General features: G+C 35.7%; 17 protein-coding genes. 15 read left to right on the top strand and 2 right to left on the bottom strand.

From position 1 onward, the window contains the following. Positions 1 to 82 precede the first annotated feature (82 nt). The 3 genes from DEX24_RS01980 (at position 83) to DEX24_RS01970 (ending at position 1,663) form a co-directional block, all read left to right on the top strand. Positions 83 to 655, top strand: coding sequence for a nitroreductase family protein (locus DEX24_RS01980; RefSeq protein WP_109304726.1), 573 nt, complete (start codon positions 83 to 85; stop codon positions 653 to 655). A 91-nt stretch (positions 656 to 746) separates the two neighbouring features. Then, complete coding sequence (locus DEX24_RS01975; RefSeq protein WP_109304725.1) at positions 747 to 1,136, top strand: AraC family transcriptional regulator; 390 nt, start codon at positions 747 to 749, stop codon at positions 1,134 to 1,136. Then, a complete protein-coding gene (locus tag DEX24_RS01970; protein ID WP_211310107.1) occupies positions 1,133 to 1,663 on the top strand; it encodes a MepB family protein in 531 nt (176 codons plus the stop codon). Before DEX24_RS01975 ends, DEX24_RS01970 begins: the two co-directional genes overlap by 4 nt. Before the next feature lie 460 nt (positions 1,664 to 2,123). On the opposite strand, the gene DEX24_RS01965 is transcribed toward DEX24_RS01970, so the two are convergent. Beyond that, positions 2,124 to 3,497: a dipeptidase gene (locus tag DEX24_RS01965; protein WP_109304724.1), complete on the bottom strand. Its 1,374-nt coding sequence runs from the start codon at positions 3,495 to 3,497 to the stop codon at positions 2,124 to 2,126. 260 nt (positions 3,498 to 3,757) lie between these two features. Here DEX24_RS01965 and DEX24_RS01960 point away from each other — a divergent pair, with 260 nt between their 5' ends. The 3 genes from DEX24_RS01960 to DEX24_RS01950 all read left to right on the top strand — a co-directional run bounded on the left by DEX24_RS01960 (position 3,758) and on the right by DEX24_RS01950 (position 7,214). Continuing rightward, positions 3,758 to 4,990 (top strand): hemolysin family protein, encoded by a 1,233-nt coding sequence (locus DEX24_RS01960; RefSeq protein ID WP_109304723.1) that lies wholly within the window; start codon positions 3,758 to 3,760, stop codon positions 4,988 to 4,990. A gap of 75 nt (positions 4,991 to 5,065) precedes the next feature. Next, positions 5,066 to 6,229 carry a PucR family transcriptional regulator gene (locus DEX24_RS01955; protein ID WP_109304722.1) on the top strand — a complete coding sequence of 388 codons (1,164 nt, stop codon included), beginning with the start codon at positions 5,066 to 5,068 and terminating at the stop codon, positions 6,227 to 6,229. Positions 6,230 to 6,323: 94 nt separating this feature from the next. Continuing rightward, on the top strand, positions 6,324 to 7,214 hold the full coding sequence (locus DEX24_RS01950) for a DMT family transporter (protein WP_109304721.1): 891 nt from the start codon (positions 6,324 to 6,326) through the stop codon (positions 7,212 to 7,214). Between the two features lie 156 nt (positions 7,215 to 7,370). Here the strand turns inward: DEX24_RS01950 and DEX24_RS01945 are convergent, their stop codons facing one another. Then, a complete protein-coding gene (locus DEX24_RS01945; protein ID WP_109304720.1) occupies positions 7,371 to 9,161 on the bottom strand; it encodes a sigma-54 interaction domain-containing protein in 1,791 nt (596 codons plus the stop codon). A 163-nt stretch (positions 9,162 to 9,324) separates the two neighbouring features. Here DEX24_RS01945 and DEX24_RS01940 point away from each other — a divergent pair, with 163 nt between their 5' ends. The 9 genes from DEX24_RS01940 (at position 9,325) to DEX24_RS01900 (ending at position 18,764) form a co-directional block, all read left to right on the top strand. After that, complete coding sequence (locus DEX24_RS01940) at positions 9,325 to 9,531, top strand: hypothetical protein (RefSeq protein ID WP_109304719.1); 207 nt, start codon at positions 9,325 to 9,327, stop codon at positions 9,529 to 9,531. 25 nt (positions 9,532 to 9,556) lie between these two features. Further along, the gene (locus DEX24_RS01935) at positions 9,557 to 11,023 is read left to right on the top strand and encodes a purine-cytosine permease family protein (RefSeq protein WP_109304718.1); all 1,467 of its coding nucleotides are present in this window, start codon (positions 9,557 to 9,559) and stop codon (positions 11,021 to 11,023) included. An 11-nt stretch (positions 11,024 to 11,034) separates the two neighbouring features. Then, the gene (locus DEX24_RS01930) at positions 11,035 to 12,027 is read left to right on the top strand and encodes a heme-dependent oxidative N-demethylase family protein (RefSeq protein ID WP_109304717.1); all 993 of its coding nucleotides are present in this window, start codon (positions 11,035 to 11,037) and stop codon (positions 12,025 to 12,027) included. Positions 12,028 to 12,030: 3 nt separating this feature from the next. Next, on the top strand, positions 12,031 to 12,528 hold the full coding sequence (locus DEX24_RS01925; RefSeq protein WP_109304716.1) for a hypothetical protein: 498 nt from the start codon (positions 12,031 to 12,033) through the stop codon (positions 12,526 to 12,528). Further along, a complete protein-coding gene (locus tag DEX24_RS01920; protein WP_170112804.1) occupies positions 12,528 to 13,493 on the top strand; it encodes a PDR/VanB family oxidoreductase in 966 nt (321 codons plus the stop codon). Before DEX24_RS01925 ends, DEX24_RS01920 begins: the two co-directional genes overlap by 1 nt. 14 nt (positions 13,494 to 13,507) lie before the next feature. Further along, positions 13,508 to 14,992 (top strand): aldehyde dehydrogenase family protein, encoded by a 1,485-nt coding sequence (locus DEX24_RS01915; RefSeq protein ID WP_246131343.1) that lies wholly within the window; start codon positions 13,508 to 13,510, stop codon positions 14,990 to 14,992. 33 nt (positions 14,993 to 15,025) lie between these two features. Continuing rightward, the gene (gene gabT, locus DEX24_RS01910) at positions 15,026 to 16,336 is read left to right on the top strand and encodes a 4-aminobutyrate--2-oxoglutarate transaminase (RefSeq protein ID WP_109304715.1); all 1,311 of its coding nucleotides are present in this window, start codon (positions 15,026 to 15,028) and stop codon (positions 16,334 to 16,336) included. Positions 16,337 to 16,348: 12 nt separating this feature from the next. Beyond that, a complete protein-coding gene (locus DEX24_RS01905; protein WP_109304714.1) occupies positions 16,349 to 17,734 on the top strand; it encodes an NAD-dependent succinate-semialdehyde dehydrogenase in 1,386 nt (461 codons plus the stop codon). Between the two features lie 481 nt (positions 17,735 to 18,215). Continuing rightward, positions 18,216 to 18,764, top strand: a complete 549-nt coding sequence (locus tag DEX24_RS01900; RefSeq protein WP_109304713.1) for an RNA polymerase sigma factor — start codon at positions 18,216 to 18,218, stop codon at positions 18,762 to 18,764. The last annotated feature ends 162 nt before the right edge of the window (positions 18,765 to 18,926 follow it).

Here is an 18,926-nt window from a genome sequence, read left to right as displayed (position 1 = left end):
AAAATATACAAAGGAATTCGTCATGTGGTACGATGGATACGATGAGTGAAAAAACAATAGTATGATATATAGGAGTGAGAAAATGAATTCACAATCTTTAACTGTAAAAACAGCAATTCGTGAACGTCGTTCGATTAAACTATTTAATGGTCAACCTGTTGATCCTCAAGATTTAATGGAGATTTTTGATGATGCAAAATGGGCACCAAATCATGGCAACCGCCAACCTTGGCGTATCGTATTGGCAACGGGTGAAGGATTGACTAAACTCGTAGAAGTAATTCGTGAATTTGCCGTACCAAATTGGAAAGAGATTTCGGAAGATGAGTTGTCAAAAAAACTAGCAAAATTTACAGCGCCTGGTGCAATGGCTATCGTCATTGCAGCTGAAGACTTACGCCAAAAAGAACGTCTTGAGGATTATGCTGCAGTAAGTAGTTTTATTCAAAATAGCCAACTTTTAGCATGGGATCGTGGGATTGGTGCTTGTTGGAAAACACCAGGTTTCTTGGAGAAACCTGAATTTTCAACAGCATTAAATATTCAAGCGGGTGAACGCCCTATCGCATTGTTACAATTTGGTTATTTTGATGTCATTCCAAAAGAAAAAGCAAAAAAAGCAGTTGAAGAATTCGTCACAATTTTTGGCGAATAGGGTATAGAGCATCGATTATTTTATCGATGTTTTTCTTTTTGCTTGTTTTAGAACATTTGTTCGTGTATGGTAGTAGAAAGGAGATGAGCGTATGCAATTACAAAAAACATTGGCAATTCGTACGAATAATTTTACTGATCCACAAATGGCTGGAAAGTTTAAAATGCTCTGGTCCGAGGCGATGGTGATCACCCCTCCAAATACGACAATATACGGTGTATATAGCGATTATCAAAGTGATTATATGGGTGATTATACGATGGGGATTTATGATGAATCACAAATAGCCAGACTTCACATTTCTAGCACTGCAAATTATGAAATATATTCAGTAAACTCTTCTGATGAAGAAGGCGTTCTAGCAATGTGGCGACGTATATGGGAGCAAGAAGATTTAGGGAAAATTAAACGAGCGTATACATATGACTATGAGAGGTATGATGCGAATGGCGAAATTACAATTCATGTGGCTGTTTTATGATGAATACACCTGCTAGCAACCATTTCATCGATATTTTAAATTGTTTAAACAAAACATTATTCACCGAACAAAAATTAAACTTAACACATATTGAACATGAATGGCAAAATGCAGAATACGGTGCTGGAATTGCGCGCATTGAAGAGCGTATTATTCGCTTTCGTACGGCAAAAATCACGCCTACTAAAATAGGACAATTTGCTGTTTTTTGGCAAAAAAATGAGCACGGTACAAATGAACCTTTTTCTTGTAACGATCTGGCATCAGCATTAGTCATTCATACATTATCGGCTGATCGTCAATTCATCGGTCAATTTGTTTTCCCAAAACAGCTACTCATCGACAAAGGAATTTTATCGACATCTAAAAAGGTAGGGAAAATGGCGATGCGCGTCTACCCCATTTGGGATAAACCGACATCTAAGCAAGCGCAGGCTACACAGAAGTGGCAGCTGCCCTATTTCTTTTTATTAAATGATTTACACGGCAATGAACTGGAGCGTTGGACGGAGCTATATCGCTTATAAAAGATACTAGCCCAATATTATAGTCGCCGGTCACTTCTAGTAGATAGAAATCGCTCACTCAAATGTAATATAATTGGATGAGCTAAGAATCCTCTTCACGCTCATATGTTTGTTACAATAACGACAAATCAAACGAATAAATATCTGAAAAAGTTATCGAGTAATTAAAAGAGTCGAAAAGAAGGAAATCTTTTCGACTCTTTTGGTACGGAATGAATAGAAGCGATTGATGGGTATGTCACTATAAAATAATAGGAAGTTCATTTTGCTTTTTTAACTGTGTAACTGAATGCATTCATGTCTGCAAATAGGGTATGAAGGGAATCATTTTTCCTAACTAATAATGGTGAAAAAAACATCCATCTAAAATAGATGGATGTAGAAATTTCATCTAACATTATTTTCATACAATAGTATAAAAAATAAGTGAGTATTCCTTGTCTAAACGTTTTAGTAAATACTATTTTTTGATACGAGTAAAGTAATCGCTAACGACGCGTAGACCTTTATCAAAATTATCTAAATGAAAATGTTCGTTTGGTGCATGGAAGTTTTCAGTGGAGAGACCAAAGCCCATTAAAATAACAGGGGCTTGTAAAATTTCATCAAATGTAGAGACGATTGGAATGGAACCACCTGCACGAATATAAGCTGTTTTTTCATCGTACTGAGTTTCATATGATTCACCCGCTGCTTGAATGAGCGGATGATCCATTGGTGTAATGAATGGTTTCCCTTTATCAAACTCAGTGATTTCAACTTCAACACCTGCTGGTTTATGTGTTTCAATATGTTTACGTAGTAAATCTACAATAATGACCGGATCTTGATCTGGAACGAGACGACAAGTTATTTTAGCGCCAGCTTTAGCTGGTAATACTGTTTTAATACCTTCGCCAGAAAAACCACCGAATACGCCATTTACTTCTAAAGTAGGGCGTGCCCAAGTTTGCTCTAAATAAGTGAAGCCTTGTTCTCCGAATAATTCAGAAACACCGGCCTCTGCCTTCATATCGTCTTCGTTAAAATCTAGCTCGGCAAATGCTGCGCGTTCCTCATTCGTTAAATCGCGGACATCATCATAGAATCCTTCGACTTGAATCGTACCATGTTCATCATGGAAAGAAGCCAGAAGTGTTGCGATTGCGTGGATTGGATTTTGTACACCACCACCGTAAATTCCAGAGTGAAGATCACCTTTCGGACCTTGAACATTAATTTGAACACCCGTTAAGCCACGTAATGCGTAGCAGACAGCAGGTTTACCAGGTGCATATAGCCCTGTATCTGAAATAACGACTAAATCTGCTTTTAATTCTTCTTTATGATCGATGATAAATTGATCTAAATGAACGCTACCAATTTCTTCTTCACCTTCAAATAATACCTTGACATTGACGGGCAATTTTTCAGGGGATTGCAACATAGCCTCAAGTACTTTAACATGCATGAATACTTGTCCCTTGTCATCACTCGCACCACGACCATACATAATATTGTCGCGAATTTCAGGTTTAAATGGCTCAGAATGCCATAATTCGATGGGATCAACAGGTTGGACATCATAATGACCATAAACAAGAACAGTTGGTTGATCATCCGCGTGAAGCCAGTCAGCTGTTACAACAGGATGACCAGCCGTATCGCGTACTTGAATATTTTCCATTCCTGCTTTTTTAAGTAAAGTAGCCAAGTGATTTGCGGCAATGATCATATCTTCTTTATGCTCAGATAAAGAACTAATACTTGGAATCGCTAAAAATTCTTTCATTTCATTTAAATGCTCGTCGCGATGAGCAGTAAAATAAGCATCTAATTGTGATAATTGCGTCAAAATAATCCCTCATTTCATTGGTTTTATAGCAATAGTATAGCATAGCAACAGAACTATTTCGAGTATCGTAATAGTTCTGTTTTACGAATGATAATTTAGGTCGACAATGTTCCAGATGACCTGTATAGTTTTTACAAGAGGTATTCTCATTTCAAATGATAATAGTCAAAAAAATGATAGATTACGCTATAAACTATTGGAATCAAATGACCGATTAAAGGGTATGAGGTACTATCTACGTTATTGAAGGAGGGCTTTTCGTGGAATTTGTCGCCTTATTTATCTGTCTCATCTTGTCTTTTATTTTTTCGGGCAGTGAAACGGCGCTCACAGCAGTAAATAAACTAAAGGTGCAACTACGTGCAGACAATGGAGATCTCAAATCTCAAAAAATGCTGCGCTTAATAAAAGAACCAGATCGAATGATTACAACGATATTGATAATTAATAACACTGTAAATATATTAATGCCAACATTATTAACAATCATTGCTATTCGACATGGCTGGACAATCTCCATTGCTACAACAATTTTGACGATTATCCTTATCATATTTGGTGAAGTTTTACCAAAAACAATCGCGGTCACTTTTGCCGAAAAAATTGCCTATATCGCTTTGCCACTGATTGCTTTTTGTGTCATGGTTTTCAAACCAATTACTTATATTATTCAAAATTTCACGAATATTTTTATCCGTATCTTATCAAAAGGTGAGGTGACAGAGGCATCGCTGACAAAAGCAGATATCCGCTCGATGGTAGATATTGCGACGACGACGGGTGCTTTTCAAACAGATGAATCAGATCGTATTAAAGAGATGATGGATTTTCCTGAAAAAGATGTTTCTGATGTATTAGGTGCTCACCGCACTGAATTAGTGGCGTTGCATATTGATGCTTCCTATGAAGAAGTAAGAAAGACAATTATTGATTCAGGTCATTCACGTTATCCAGTTTATACAGATGATATCGATACGATTGTTGGCTTGTTTTTTTCGAAAAAATATGTAGAGTGGTCGATTGACCCTACCAAAAAAATGAAGGAATTTGTTGATTATAATGCATTATTTGTTGTAGCGAGTATTCCTGTGGAAAAAGTATTTAAAATGATGATGACCGAAAAAAAACATTTAGCAATTGTCTTAGATGAATACGGTGGTACACTTGGTATCGTTTCACATGAAGATATTATAGAAGAAATGATTGGACAAGAAATTGAAGATGAATCAGATCAACAATTAGTAGATGTTTTTGCATCTACACCAACAACTGTCGTTTGTAGTGGTCGTATCGAGGTAGATAAAGTAAATGAATTATTAAATATCGAACTGCCGAACGATGACTATGAAACGATGAATGGTTTCATACTCGCTCAATTTTTCCAATTACCGAAAAAAAATGATACATTCCATTGGGAAAATATTGTGATTACGATTAATGAGGTTGAAGATCATAAAATTCAGAAATTAACAGTAACGAAACAAGTAGATTAGACGGAAGCTGACTTTGGAGAATCCCTTCAAAGTTAGCTTTTTCTACTATGTGGATTAGAAAGGAGCAAAGTACAGATGGTCATGACGATTGAAAATTTTTTGCAATTACCGATTACGACAAATTTTAAAGTAGTAGCTGGAGAACGCTATTTAAAACGTCCTATGCAAAATGTTGAAATTTTAGACTTTGAATTTATGGAGGGTTTTGAAGTAAATCGGCATACAATGTTTTCAGAAGCAAGTCTCGTATTATCTAGTTTATTATTTGCAAAGGATGATGAGCAAGCCCTTTTTCGAATGATTGATGAACTAACGGAGTTAAAAGTAAGTTGCTTCGCATTCAAACCAGTTATTTACACGGAATTACCACCGGAAGTACTCCACTACGCAGAGTCTAAAAAACTGCCCATTCTCGTGTTTGGTGGAGATGAGTTTTTTGAGGATATTATTTTTCAAGCAATGGATTATCGCAATAAAACGGCTCAAATTGAATTTTTAGAATCGACGATTGCATCCCTTATGGAAAATAAACTAGCAGCAAATCAACAACAATCTTTAATCAAACAAATGAATCGTTCATTTGAAGAGTATATTATGGTAATGAATATTAAAAGTGAAAGAATTGCCAATGAAAATTTATTTCGTTTTGAACCTTTTTTAAGAAAGGGATTAATTTGTCGTTATGAACAATCTATTTTTATCATTATGACGCATCAACAATATAACTTTGATTTCTTAGAGCAGGCAACGATGATTAAACAGTTACTTAATACATCGTCGTTATCGGATTTTATCGGTTATAGTCAGATACATAAAACATCAGAAAACTTTGCTACTGCCCTTCATGAATCGTATTATGCATCTATATTTGCAGAAATCAATAGTGAAAAAGACTGTCGTTACAGTGAGCTGAAAAATGATCAATTACTTATTGAAAATTATCGTAATAATAGCCATTTTACAATGAATTATGTTACGACGTATCTGGCTAAAATTATCGATGATATCGGTGATAATAATTTGTTAAATACAGCGATTACCTATATTTTAACGGGCGGCAATATTAAGGAAACAGCTGATCTACATTTTTGTCATCAAAATACGATTCGCTATCGTATGACAAAAATACGACAACTCATCGATGAACGAGCTACTGATTTTCAATTTTATGAGCATCTCTCTGTAGCAATTAAGCTGTATTTACTTCATAAATATACAATCAATCGTAATTCTTTGTAAAAATTACAAAGAATTTAGAAGAAATTTAGAAAATAGCCCACTCTGCTTGTACTAATTACATGTTATTCTGTAATAAGTTAGAGGGGGAGAACGAATGAAAGAAAGAACAGCCGTCATGATGCTGATGCTCACCGCAATTGTCTGGGGGAGCGGTTTTGTCATGACGGATATTGGCTTGGTGTATTTAAGCCCATATCAATTAATGGCAGGAAGATTTATTTTAGCAGCCATTATACTGATTAGTATATTTAGTTATAAACTCAAAAATATAAACAAAAAAGTGCTGATAAAAGGTGCGATATTGGGGACTATTTTATATACTGGTTTTGTGTTGCAAACGGTTGGTTTACAATATACAACACCCTCAAAAAATGCATTTTTAACAGCTGTTAATGTCTTAATTGTACCGCTGATTGCTTTTGTTATTTACAAACGTAAATTCGATCGCTTTGAAATGATTGGTGCCTTTGCAGCCTTGATTGGTATCGGATTATTATCATTAGAAAGCTCCTTTACTATGAATATTGGTGATGTTTTAACATTGCTTTGTGCTGTAGCATTTGCTTTTGATATTTTTTATACGAATAAATTTGTACAAAAAGAAGATGCAATTTTACTGACGGTTGTCCAATTTATAGTAGCAGCGATCTTGAGTGTTATTTTTATGCTATTATTTGACCATATACCTACTTCTATCGAAGCGGGTGGTATTTATTCAATTGTCTATCTAGCAATCTTTTCGACAATTATTGCTTATTTACTACAAAATATTGCTTTCCAATACACAACAGCAACAAAGGCTGCAATTATTTTATCAATGGAAGCATTGTTTGGCATGATTTTTTCCGTCCTTTTTTTATCTGAATTATTAACATTCAGAATGGTAATCGGGGCATTTCTTATTTTACTGGCGATTATTATCGCAGAAGTGAAACCCACATTCAGAAAAAAACAAGCAAATCTGATTGGTAAATTAAAAAATTGACTAAGTAAATACGTCTGGAATGCAGTAAAATAACTTTTCGACGAATCAAAACACCTCTATTAAATTCTGTATGGGATCATACAAAATTAATGGGGGTGTTTTTGTATTGAAACGAGCGCTAGTAATTTTATAGAGATTTTTTAGCATAAAGTTATTTTATGTTAATACAATATTGAGAGAAGTACTAAGATAAACTAATGCATTTTTCACATATTGTTTGGAGTAATCGAAGCCAAGTATTGCAACAATTTTACCGTTTGTATCATAAAGAGGGGCGCAACAAGTTTTCCATGAGCCATATTCATCTTCGTAAATAGGGCTGACACTGATGACGCCCTCATAGGCATTAGAGATCGTATCATTGATAATTTCGCTGCCATAATAAATAGCGCCAACAGGAATGACAAAATCAGCACTTGATGTGAGATTAATAATGTTATTATCGGCATCCTTATAAAAGATAAATCCCCATTCCACATCATCTTCACGTGTATAGATTTGTGTTAATTGATCAGATAATGGTTGTAGAAATGCAGGGTTTTTTGGGTTTTTTACAGCATCTTCTAATATTTTTGGAGAAATTGTAACAGATGCAACGACTGCTGTGGAACGTAGTCGTTTATTTAATTCATTTTCTAAAATAGTGCGTGTACTAAAAATATTCGTCGCATTATCCTTAATTTTTTTATATTTTCGACTCATCGTCGGCTGGCTAATACCGAGGACATTTGCAGCAAGTTTCAAAGAATTATACTTTTTCATCGCCATTAAAATCAATTGTTCTTCAATCAACTCTTGTGCTTCTTGTAAAGGCATTAAAGATTTAAAAATTAAATTCTTATCCTCTTGTTGATGACTGCTAGGTGGATCTAAAAAAAGACGAGTTTGTTGCATGGTCATAATATCGTCATCTGCTAGAATCGTCATTCTTTCTATGAAATTTTCAAGCTCACGCACGTTACCAGGCCATTTTTGTAAGCATAAAAAATCGATCGCTTCGATCGTGAATTGGCGTGTTGTCGCATATTTTTTATTGTAAAAACGTGTGAAATGCTCAATTAATTCTGGAATTTCACTAACGCGATCACGCAATGGTGGAATGGAGATCGGGATAATATTTAAACGATAATATAAATCTTCTCTAAACTTACCATCATGCACCATATTAATCAGTGATTGATTAGTTGCTGCTATGATTTGCACGTCGATTGGAAACTCTTTAGAAGAGCCGATGGGTGTAACGACTCGCTCTTGTAGAACGCGCAATAATTTCACTTGCATAGATAAAGGTAACTCAGCGATTTCATCTAAAAAAAGCACGCCATTATTGGCTTCTCTGAATTTACCGATTTTACCGTCTTTATGAGCACCTGTGAAAGCGCCAGCAATATAGCCGAATAGTTCACTTTCAATGAGTGTTTCGGGTAGTGCACCACAGTTTATAGCGACAAAGGGTTGGTCTTGTCGCGTGCCAGTATCATAAATTGCACGAGCAGCCATCTCTTTACCGACACCAGATTCACCTAATAATAGTGTTGTGGCTCCTGCTTTTGCGGCTTTATCAATTTGTATAGCTACTTTTTTCATCGCATTACTTTTAATGATGAAAGCACTTTTGACAGATGTAGTGTCTTTCGTATTTTCGATTTCATCTGTTTCTAAAATATTATAGCCAAAAAATAATTCATCATCTGAAGGAATTACATAGGTAAGTACGCGTTTATTGAGCCAAGTTTTTTGTAAAAAAGATTGTTTATCTGTAGATATTTTATAGTGTGTGAAGATTGAATTTTGAAATAATTCTTTTTCAAAAGATGAAATAGTCGTATGTAATTTTATTTTTTCTTCATATATAGAATTACTCGTGAAAAATTGAACAATTTCCCCTTTTATTGTACAAACGACAGAAAAATCGAACATCTGAGAAAGTATTGCATTTTGTTGCATTTATAAATACCCCTTTCTTTCTCGAATTTCATAAATGAAATTATAGTAATCATTTTTGAAATCACTAATCCAAATTTATGATAAAAATTCAGAAAAATCAATACTTTTAAAGTTGGCATGTAATTTGCACATATAAAAGTAACTATGAAAAGGGGGGGATTTCATGAATGTAACAACTGCTGCAAAAAGCTATGACAAAGAATTAAACTCTACTGAACCTTTTATTAAATCGATGTATGAAGATTTAGAAAAAAGAATCGAAGAATTCGAGGATGAAATAATTGAATCGAATAATAAAGTGAAGTTATCAGATTTTATAAGTGTAACCGTAGTAATGGGGATTATTACGATTATTGCATTCAGTATATAGAATTTCATAAAGGGGTGTGGGGACTGTGTCTAAAACAAAATCTAATGTGAATGCGGATATCGCTTTTGCCTATTTACCAACACATAAAAAAGAGAGGAAAATGAAGTTTTTCGATTTATTACTCGTACAAACAGTCATTGGACTATCAGCTTTTGGCCTACTATCAGGTGCATATGCGGGTTCGATGTTGACAACAGGTGATTCGATGATTGCTGTATTGTTTGGAAATGCTTTTCCAATGTTTTTAATAGCGCCAGTAGCAATTTATTTTGCAAAATATGGAGTCGATACATTCGTCGGATATCGCAGTGCTTTAGGATACAACGGAGGCGTCGCTTTTTTTGTTTTATTCTATTGTTTGTCTTTAGGATATAGTGCATTGGCTTTATTCATGGCAGGTGAATCTTTATCAAGTGCATTGAAAATTGTTCATGCACCTGCTGTCGTTTCTGGGAGTGGGGGCGCAACAATCTGCGCATTACTATTATTTGTAGTAGCACTTCTGATTGTTATAAGAGGTCCACATGCGATTCGGAAATTTAATTTATTTGCTGTACCTGCTTTCTTTTTATTTTTAATTGGTTTAGTAATCGCAGTTGTTTTTTCAGACCATATTCCTGCGCTGAGCAAATTAGTGCCCATTGAGCCATTTGAAAATCATACTAGATCATTTGTTACAGCTTTAGAAATCAATGTTGCACTGGGCTTTTCATGGTTACCTTACTTAGGACAATATAGTCGTTTAGCCAAGTCGACAAAATCAGCTTATCAAGCTAGTTTTTATAGCTATGGTGTCATCGTAGTGGTTGCTGCAGTCGTTGGGGCATTAGCTGCCTTAATTTCGGGTTCTATGTATCCGGGTGATTGGATGAATGCCATTATGGGGAGCAAATATGCAATAATCGGTCTTATTTTACTAACTGTTGCTAATTTAGGCGCAACCCTATTCCTGATGTATTCATTTGCTATTAGTTTTAAGACAATGTTCTCAAAAAGTTCATGGATTTTAGCAGTTTGTTCACTGTTACCAACTGTATTTTTACTTCTAAACTCAGGATTTTATGATGCGTTTAATATTTTTATGTCGGTCATCTCATTTACGATGGCTAGCCTAGGTGGTATTTTAATCGCAGATTATTTCTTCGTTAAAAAACAAAATATTTCAATGCGAGATTTATACAACACCAACGGGAAATACAAATATTGGTTTGGTTTTAACCCATCAGCAGTTGTCACATTGTTAGTCAGCTATATCTTTTATTGGGGAATTTATAATCCGATTACATTAGAAGTTACTGGTTTATTTTTGAAAATTTCAGCAGGAATCCCAACCTTCTTCTTATCATGCGCTGTTTATTTTATTTGTGCAAAATTTATTTTCCGTTTTGAGGTAGATCGCGTATCTTCGAAGGATGAAACATTCAAAGCATACTTAATAGAACAGAAAAACGATGATGATCAAGTTAAGCAGCCAGTGGAACAACAAAACTAGGAGGAATTAATATGTTTACACAAAACTTAGAATTTAAAACAACCGACTTAGACACATTTCCATTTCCGTTTCGTACGGGGAACTACCGTTATTCAAATGATTTACGAAAATTAGAAAATGTAAATCTAGTAACAATTACACCCGAATATGAATTGCAAGTACGCACAAAACGCCGCCTATTAGATGAACAACCAGAAGTCCGTTATCAATCTTTCCCACATACGATGGAAATGCAGTGGGAGTTTTTAGAAATGGTATTTAGCATGGCTGTTGAAAAATACCCAGAGCATTTTGAATTAGTTAAAAATGGAGACGAGTGGACATTTAAAAATAATATTTTAAAAGAGTCCGATACATTCACTTTTGGAGATGCCTCCACGCTACCTTATGAACCTTATAATTTTGCAGGTCGTCATTTCCACCAAGATTTTGTTTTGATGGTGAATCGCGATGATAATTTTTATCTAGAAGTAGGACAAGTATCCTATGCTGCATTATTTTCAGCACATTGGAATACTGGTATGTCCTTTGATGAAATCCACGGTCCCGTACCTTTTGTATCAAAAAATGGCGATAATTTAGTTGATCGCATTCGTAAATTTTTGTTAGGTATTAATCCTGGTGAGCCATGGACGCGAATTAACTGGAATCTGATGGCCAATCGTTGGGATGTAAACTATGAAACAATGGATGTTTGGGAACCCGAACGTAGCCTAATCACCGCAGAAAATGCAGGCAAGCTTGTCCGACTTCGTGTGGAAGAACAAAAGTTTTATCGTATGTCCCGCAGTAATGCTATTTTATTTGTATTGAATACACAGTTTTTACCGTTGGAAGATTTGAAGCTACGCCAAGAGTGGTTTGATTTAACGTATAGCGTGTTAAGCGATATTCCAGAGCCAATGGCTGAATATAAAGGGATTGCTCCTTATTTAGCTCAATCAGTAGCGTTTTTACGCCGTGAGGATGAGCAACTGAAAAAACAGCAACAAGAGGAGGCATAAAATATGTACAATAGCCCGGTCTTGTTTTTTGAATCAACAACACTCGTAGAAATACTTAGTCCAAAAACTCATTTCGTTAGAGCCGCAATTATTTGTCCGGAAAGCTACAAAGAATATGCGCTTGAATTACAACGAAAATTTCATGATACAGCTGCTGATATTCACTATTATTCTGAACCTACACAAACACGTGAATTTATTGCATCTCAAAAAATGGGTGTTTGTTTTTATGTCATTGGTGAATGGCAACCAACTGCAACTATTTTTACAATTGCAGTTGAAGAAGGCGTTTCTGAAGCAGAACTCCAAGTGAAAATTATAGGGGATAAAGAAAAATTTGTTTATTGTATGAAATGTTTTAAAGATAGCCAAATTCCAGTGGATGCTAAAAAAGTACAATGTCCATGTGGCGCTCATTTAGAAGTAGGTCCATTCTACTCAATTGTTCGTAAAGGGTATATTGGCTACCCATTTATACCGTTGACAGAAGGAGTGATTTGATGAGAATTGCAGGGAATATTCCAGTGAAAATTGAGCGAATTGTGCAAGAGTCACCTACTATTAAACGTTTTCGTTTTATACCAACAGAAGATGAATTATTACCAGCTTTTACTGGTGGTGCTCATTTAAAAACCTTTCTTCAAGCAGATGACGAATTATTTGAAAGAGATTATTCATTAATAAGTGATCCTCGCAATCGTCAATTTTATGAAATTGCCATTAGTAAAGATTCGAACTCTCGTGGAGGATCAAAATATTGGCATGAACAGATAGTAGAGGGAGATGAGTTAGAAATTTCATTTCCACGAAATTATTTCACATTAAATGTTCATGCGAAGCATCATGTTTTTTATGCTTCAGGAATTGGTATTACGCCATTTTTATCCATGCTACAAGACAACCAATTTAATCAAACTATGGAATTACATTATGCGGCACGTACACCAGAAGAATGTGCTTTTTATGAGGTATTAAAAGACAAATATAGCGACATTATTACCTTTCATTTTTCTCGTGTAACAGAACCGAATCGATTAAGTTATGAGCATATGAAAACAAATCGTATTGGTTCTCATGTGTACTTTTGTGGTCCTGTATCTATGGTAGAGGAGTTTCAAGATGCCGCCTTTTCCTATGGCTACCCCGAACATGCCATTCATTTTGAATTGTTCTCAAATGGTTTAGATAATTCAAATTTAAAAGCATTCACAGTGTCTTTAACTGAAAGTGGTAAAGAAATTCAAGTTTCGGATAAAGAATCATTATTAGATGTCTTACTAAGAGAAGGTATAAATGCGCCATATGCTTGTAAGATAGGTGGCTGTGGTAGTTGTGAGGTAGAAGTTTTAAATGGAGAAGTTGAACATCGTGATCACTTTTTATCAGAGGATAATAAACAGGAACGTAAAACCATCCTAACCTGTTGTTCGAGAGCAAAAGAAGAAAATCTAACTATAAAACTATGAAATGAGGCTTTGTTATGACAACTTTAACGACGGTAATGCAACTAAAAAGCTATATAAATGGTGAGTGGGTAGAATCACAAAAAACAATTGATATTATTAATCCAGCAAATCAAGAAGTAATCGCAGTAGCTCCACGTATGTCTAAAGAACAAACAGAAGAAGCTATTCAAGCAGCACGCGAGGCATTTGATCAAGGCGAGTGGGCAAAAACAACGACGAAAGAACGCTCATTGATTTTACATGAAATTGCCAATAAATTAGAAAAAAGAATTCATGAATTTGCTGTGTATGAAACATTAGACAACGGAAAGTTATATGCGGAAGCAGAGGCGGACATTGAAGATACAGTATCTTGTTTCCGTTATTATGCCGGTATTATATTACATCCAGATGGGGAGACCTACAATGTACCAGACGATGTACAGGCAATGGTTGTTAAAGAGCCAGTGGGTGTAGCGGGACTTATTGTCCCTTGGAATTTCCCCCTACTGATGAGTGCATGGAAAATTGCACCTGCACTAGCAGCAGGCAATACCATTGTCTATAAACCAGCAGAAATTACACCGATTACGGCATATAAGCTATTTGAATTATTTGAGGAAGTTGGTTTACCAAAAGGTGTTGCCAATATGGTACTTGGTCAAGGCTCAATAATTGGTCAAACGATTTCAGAAAGCCACGATGTAGACATGGTATCTTTCACAGGTAGTACAGATATTGGTCGAGGTATTATGCGAGCAGCTGCAGGGAATTTAAAGAAAATTTCGCTTGAATTAGGTGGGAAATCACCCAATATTGTGTTTGCGGATGCAGATTTAGAAGTAGCTGTAGATTATGGTTTATTTGGAATTTTCTTAGGCGCAGGACAGGTTTGTTCATCAGGAAGTAGGATTTTAGTACAAGACACAATTTTTGATGCCTATGTAGAACGTTATGTAGCGCGTGCTGAAAAAATTGTTGTAGGCCCTGGGATGAACAAGGATACAAATATGGGTGCTATTGTGAGTGAAGGACAAATGAATTCCATTTTAGGGTATATCAAAAAAGGGATTGCTGAAGGGGCAACTTTAAAAACAGGTGGATATCGTTTAATGGATCATGACCGTGATAAAGGTTTTTTCATTGCACCAACTGTATTCACAGATGTTGATCAGTCCATGACAATTGTTCGAGAAGAAATATTTGGTCCAGTTGTGACAATTCAAAAGTTCTCTACTGAAGAAGAAGCAGTTGCTTTAGCAAATGACACAGATTTTGGTCTTGCAGGTGGCGTATTTTCAAATGACGGTGCAAAAGCATTACGTGTTATTAAACAAATTCGAGCGGGCATTACATGGGTAAATGATTATCATCCAACTTATGTAGAAGCACCTTGGGGTGGTTATAAGCAATCAGGAATTGGTCGTAGTTTAGGTAAATATAGTTTGGAAGAATTTCAAGAAGTAAAACAAATAAATATTCGTTTGAATGTTGAACCAAATGGCTGGTTCCCACAATAAATAGCTAGCACATATATTAAATATAAAGGGGAAATGACAATGATTACAACTAACTATACAAATGAAATAAATGACAAACGTGCAAAATATGTAGTACCGGGTGTAAGTAATGGTTCATTGGCAGTCGCAAAAGAAGCTTTTGGTTCAACGATTATTGATATTGATGGTAATGAATGGATTGATTTTGCGGCAGCAATCGGCACATTGAATGTTGGACATAGTCATCCAAAGATTGTGGAAGTAGTGAAGGCGCAGGCAGAAAAATTCTTACATCCTGGTTTTAATGTGATTATGTATGAATCTTATATTTTATTGGCTGAAAAATTAGCTGAAATTACGCCGGGTACACATGACAAACAAGTTATTCTGTTGAATTCAGGTGCAGAAGCAGTTGAGAATGCTGTGAAAATCGCTCGAAAATATACAAAAAAACAAGCGGTTGTTACGTTTACAAATGGTTATCATGGTCGTACAAATTTGACGATGGCTATGACATCTAAAGTAAAGCCCTATAAATATGAATTTGGTCCGTTCGCACCGGAAATCTATAAAGCTCCATTCCCATACTTATACCGCAAACCAAATAATATCACAGATGAAGAATATGTAGATTATATTATTGAACAATTCCATGATTTCTTCATTGCTACAATTGCTCCAGAAATGGTCGCTTGTGTCGTTATGGAACCAATTCAAGGAGAGGGTGGATTTATTATTCCACCGAAAAAATTTGTTCAAGCGGTAGCTCAATTCTGTAAAGAAAATAATATTGTTTTTATTGCCGATGAGATTCAAACTGGTTTTGCAAGAACTGGGAAATTATTCGCTATTGAACATTTTGATATAATTCCAGATTTAATGACTGTTTCAAAATCATTAGCAGCGGGTTTACCATTAAGTGGTGTAGTTGGACGCAAAGAAATGATGGAGGTAGCAACTGCTGGAGAATTAGGTGGCACGTATGCTGGTAGCCCAGTAGCCTGTGAGGCAGCGTTGGCTGTAATTGATATTATTGAAGAAGAAAAACTATGTCAACAAGCTGAAGTAATCGGTCAAAAAATTGAAAATCATCTAAATAATTATACTGAAAAATATAGTTTTATTGGCGATATTCGTCGTGTTGGTGCTATGGTAGCTGTAGAGCTTGTTGGTAATAATAAAAAACCCGATAAAAAAACAGCTGCGGCAATTGCCAAATATGCGAATGAAAATGGTTTATTATTATTGACGGCAGGTATCAAAGGAAATGTTATTCGTTTCTTAACTCCTTTAGTGATTACAAATTCAGAGCTTGAAAAAGGCTTAGCAATTTTAGATGATGCATTCGCATTTGCAGCAAAATAGGAGGCAAAAAAAATGACAAATTGTATCGTTAAAAATCCGGCAACTGGTGCGGTATTAGCAGAAATCCCCATTGATAGCGTTGAAGCAATCAAAGTGAAAATAGCTGAAGGTGCAGAAGCCTTTAAATCATGGAAAAAAACAAGTGCACATGAACGTGCAGCATTACTTATGGCTTGGTCAGCGTTAATAAAGAAAAATCGTCAACAGCTAGGTGAATTAATAACAGCTGAAAATGGCAAACCAATAAAAGAAGCTTTAGGTGAAGTCGATTATGCAGTCAGCTATATTGATTGGTATGCTGAAGAAGCAAAACGCATGTACGGTCGTACGATCCCAGCGCATGTTCCAAATAAGCGCATTATTGTAACACGTGAAGCGATTGGACTTGTCGGAGCGATTACACCATGGAATTTCCCAGCAGCTATGATGACAAGAAAGGCAGCGCCGGCATTAGCGGCTGGCTGCACCTTCATTGTTAAACCAGCTGAGGAAACACCACTGACAACAATTAGACTTATTGAACTCGCGCATGAGGCCGGTTTTCCAACCGCTGTTGTACAGTCTATTTTAGCAGATGGACCAACTGTAGGTGAAATCTTTACTTCATCGCCAGAAGTTAGGAAAATTACCTTTACAGGCTCTACACCTGTAGGTAAATGGTTAATGGAAAGAAGTGCACAATCGGTAAAACATATGACGATGGAACTTGGTGGACATGCGCCAATTATTATTGCAGAAGATGCAGATTTAGATTTAGCGGTGGAACAAACTGTCATCGCTAAATTCCGAAATGCAGGTCAAACTTGTGTTTCACCTAACCGTTTGCTTGTTCATGCCAATATTGCAGATACTTTTGTAGAAAAATTAACAAAACGTGTTGATTTATTGAGAGTCGGAAATGGTATGGACAATCACAATGAGGTTGGACCAATTATCAACAAAAAAGGTTTCGATAAAATTGTCAATCAATTAAATGATGCCGTTGAAAAAGGTGCTAAAGTTGTGATAGGGAATGAATTCGATTTTGATGAAGGCGCAGATTATTACTTCGTCCAACCAACGATTCTTACGGACGTTACTGCAGATATGAAAATGATGCAAGAGGAAACATTTGGTCCAGTAATTCCAATTGTAACATTTACATCAATTGATGAAGCAATCGATGTTGCCAATAATACGCCTTATGGATTAGCAGCCTATTTCTTCACAGAAAGCTATAAAATGGGGAATTATATTGCTGAGGGACTCCATTTTGGTATTCTTGGTTGGAACGATGGAGCACCTTCTGGAGCGCATGTACCTTTTGGTGGTATGAAAGAGTCAGGTATCGGTAGAGAGGGTGGCTCAGAGGGAATTGAGCCATATTTAGAAACAAAATATCTATCAATGACTATTTAATTAATAATTCTACGTCAAATATTGAGGTGGTGTGATGTGATTCTTTCACATCACACCACTTTTTCTATGCGTTCGTTTCAGATGAATCGATGAGTTATCTTAGTTAACATCTATCGGGTCTCATCCACCTATTTGGGGGCATGCTGTTTTTTAATCGGTAAAATACGATATGTTTGTATCTCCCGCAAAATGAGTTGAGGCAAAGTCCGTGGCAAGCAACAAGCGGAAGTTGTATGGATTTAAAAATCCCAATCAATAGTATGGAACCTAATTAATCACACTATAAAAAAACCATTTGCCATCACGTAACTGTGAGGTAAATGGTTTTTCTGTTTTTTGTAAAATAGGTAAACATTACAATCTATTTTTATTACCTTACATGTTTGTAATCAAAGTGAAAGCCAAAGCGATGGAGCGTAAGGTTCGTATCAGTGATAATAAGAGTATCAAAAAGAACGAAAAAATAATTGGAGGTTTTACAATGACTATTCAACTTGAAACAGTTTATGACGAATATAATCGTTACATATATCATTTATGTTTAAAATTAACACGCAATAAAGCAGAAGCAGAGGACTTAATGCAAGAAGTATGGGTTAAAGTTGTTCGCTATGAATCATACGTTGCACAAGTCGACCACTTGAAAGCTTGGTTAACAACTATTTGCATGAACACTTTCCGCGACCGCTATCGCAAAAATGTTCGCCGCAGCAAATATATGATGAACCAACCTGATACATTAGACGTACCTATATTAGATTTGGTTCCCAACAATGAACTAACTACTGAAGAAGTGATTGAAAAGGAAGATGTTGCTCAACTCGTACATGCAAAAATCAACGAGTTGGATGGGATTTATCGCAATACATTATTGTATTTTTACGTAAATCAATATTCTTTAGTCGAAATCGCTGATTTAATGAAAGTATCAATTGGTACGGTCAAATCACGTCTTTTCCGTGCGAAACAACGCCTAAAAGAAATGATGTTATTAGATGAAGTAACCGCTTCAGCAGTTCTACCAGCATAAAATGAAGCAAGTCCTAGCTTGCCCCCCTCTCCAAATAGGAGTTTATATAGATTTTAAAGAGGTTGTCAATGCCGCGACAGCCTCTTTGGTATGTCCAGATTGTGGAACGGATCCGCTCTGGAAATATTTGATTTTACAATAAATAGTGTTGGTAATAATTTT

It is taken from the genome of Kurthia sibirica (assembly GCF_003143975.1).
GTDB lineage: Bacteria > Bacillota > Bacilli > Bacillales_A > Planococcaceae > Kurthia > Kurthia sibirica.
This window is presented reverse-complemented; position numbering and strand designations above follow the sequence as displayed.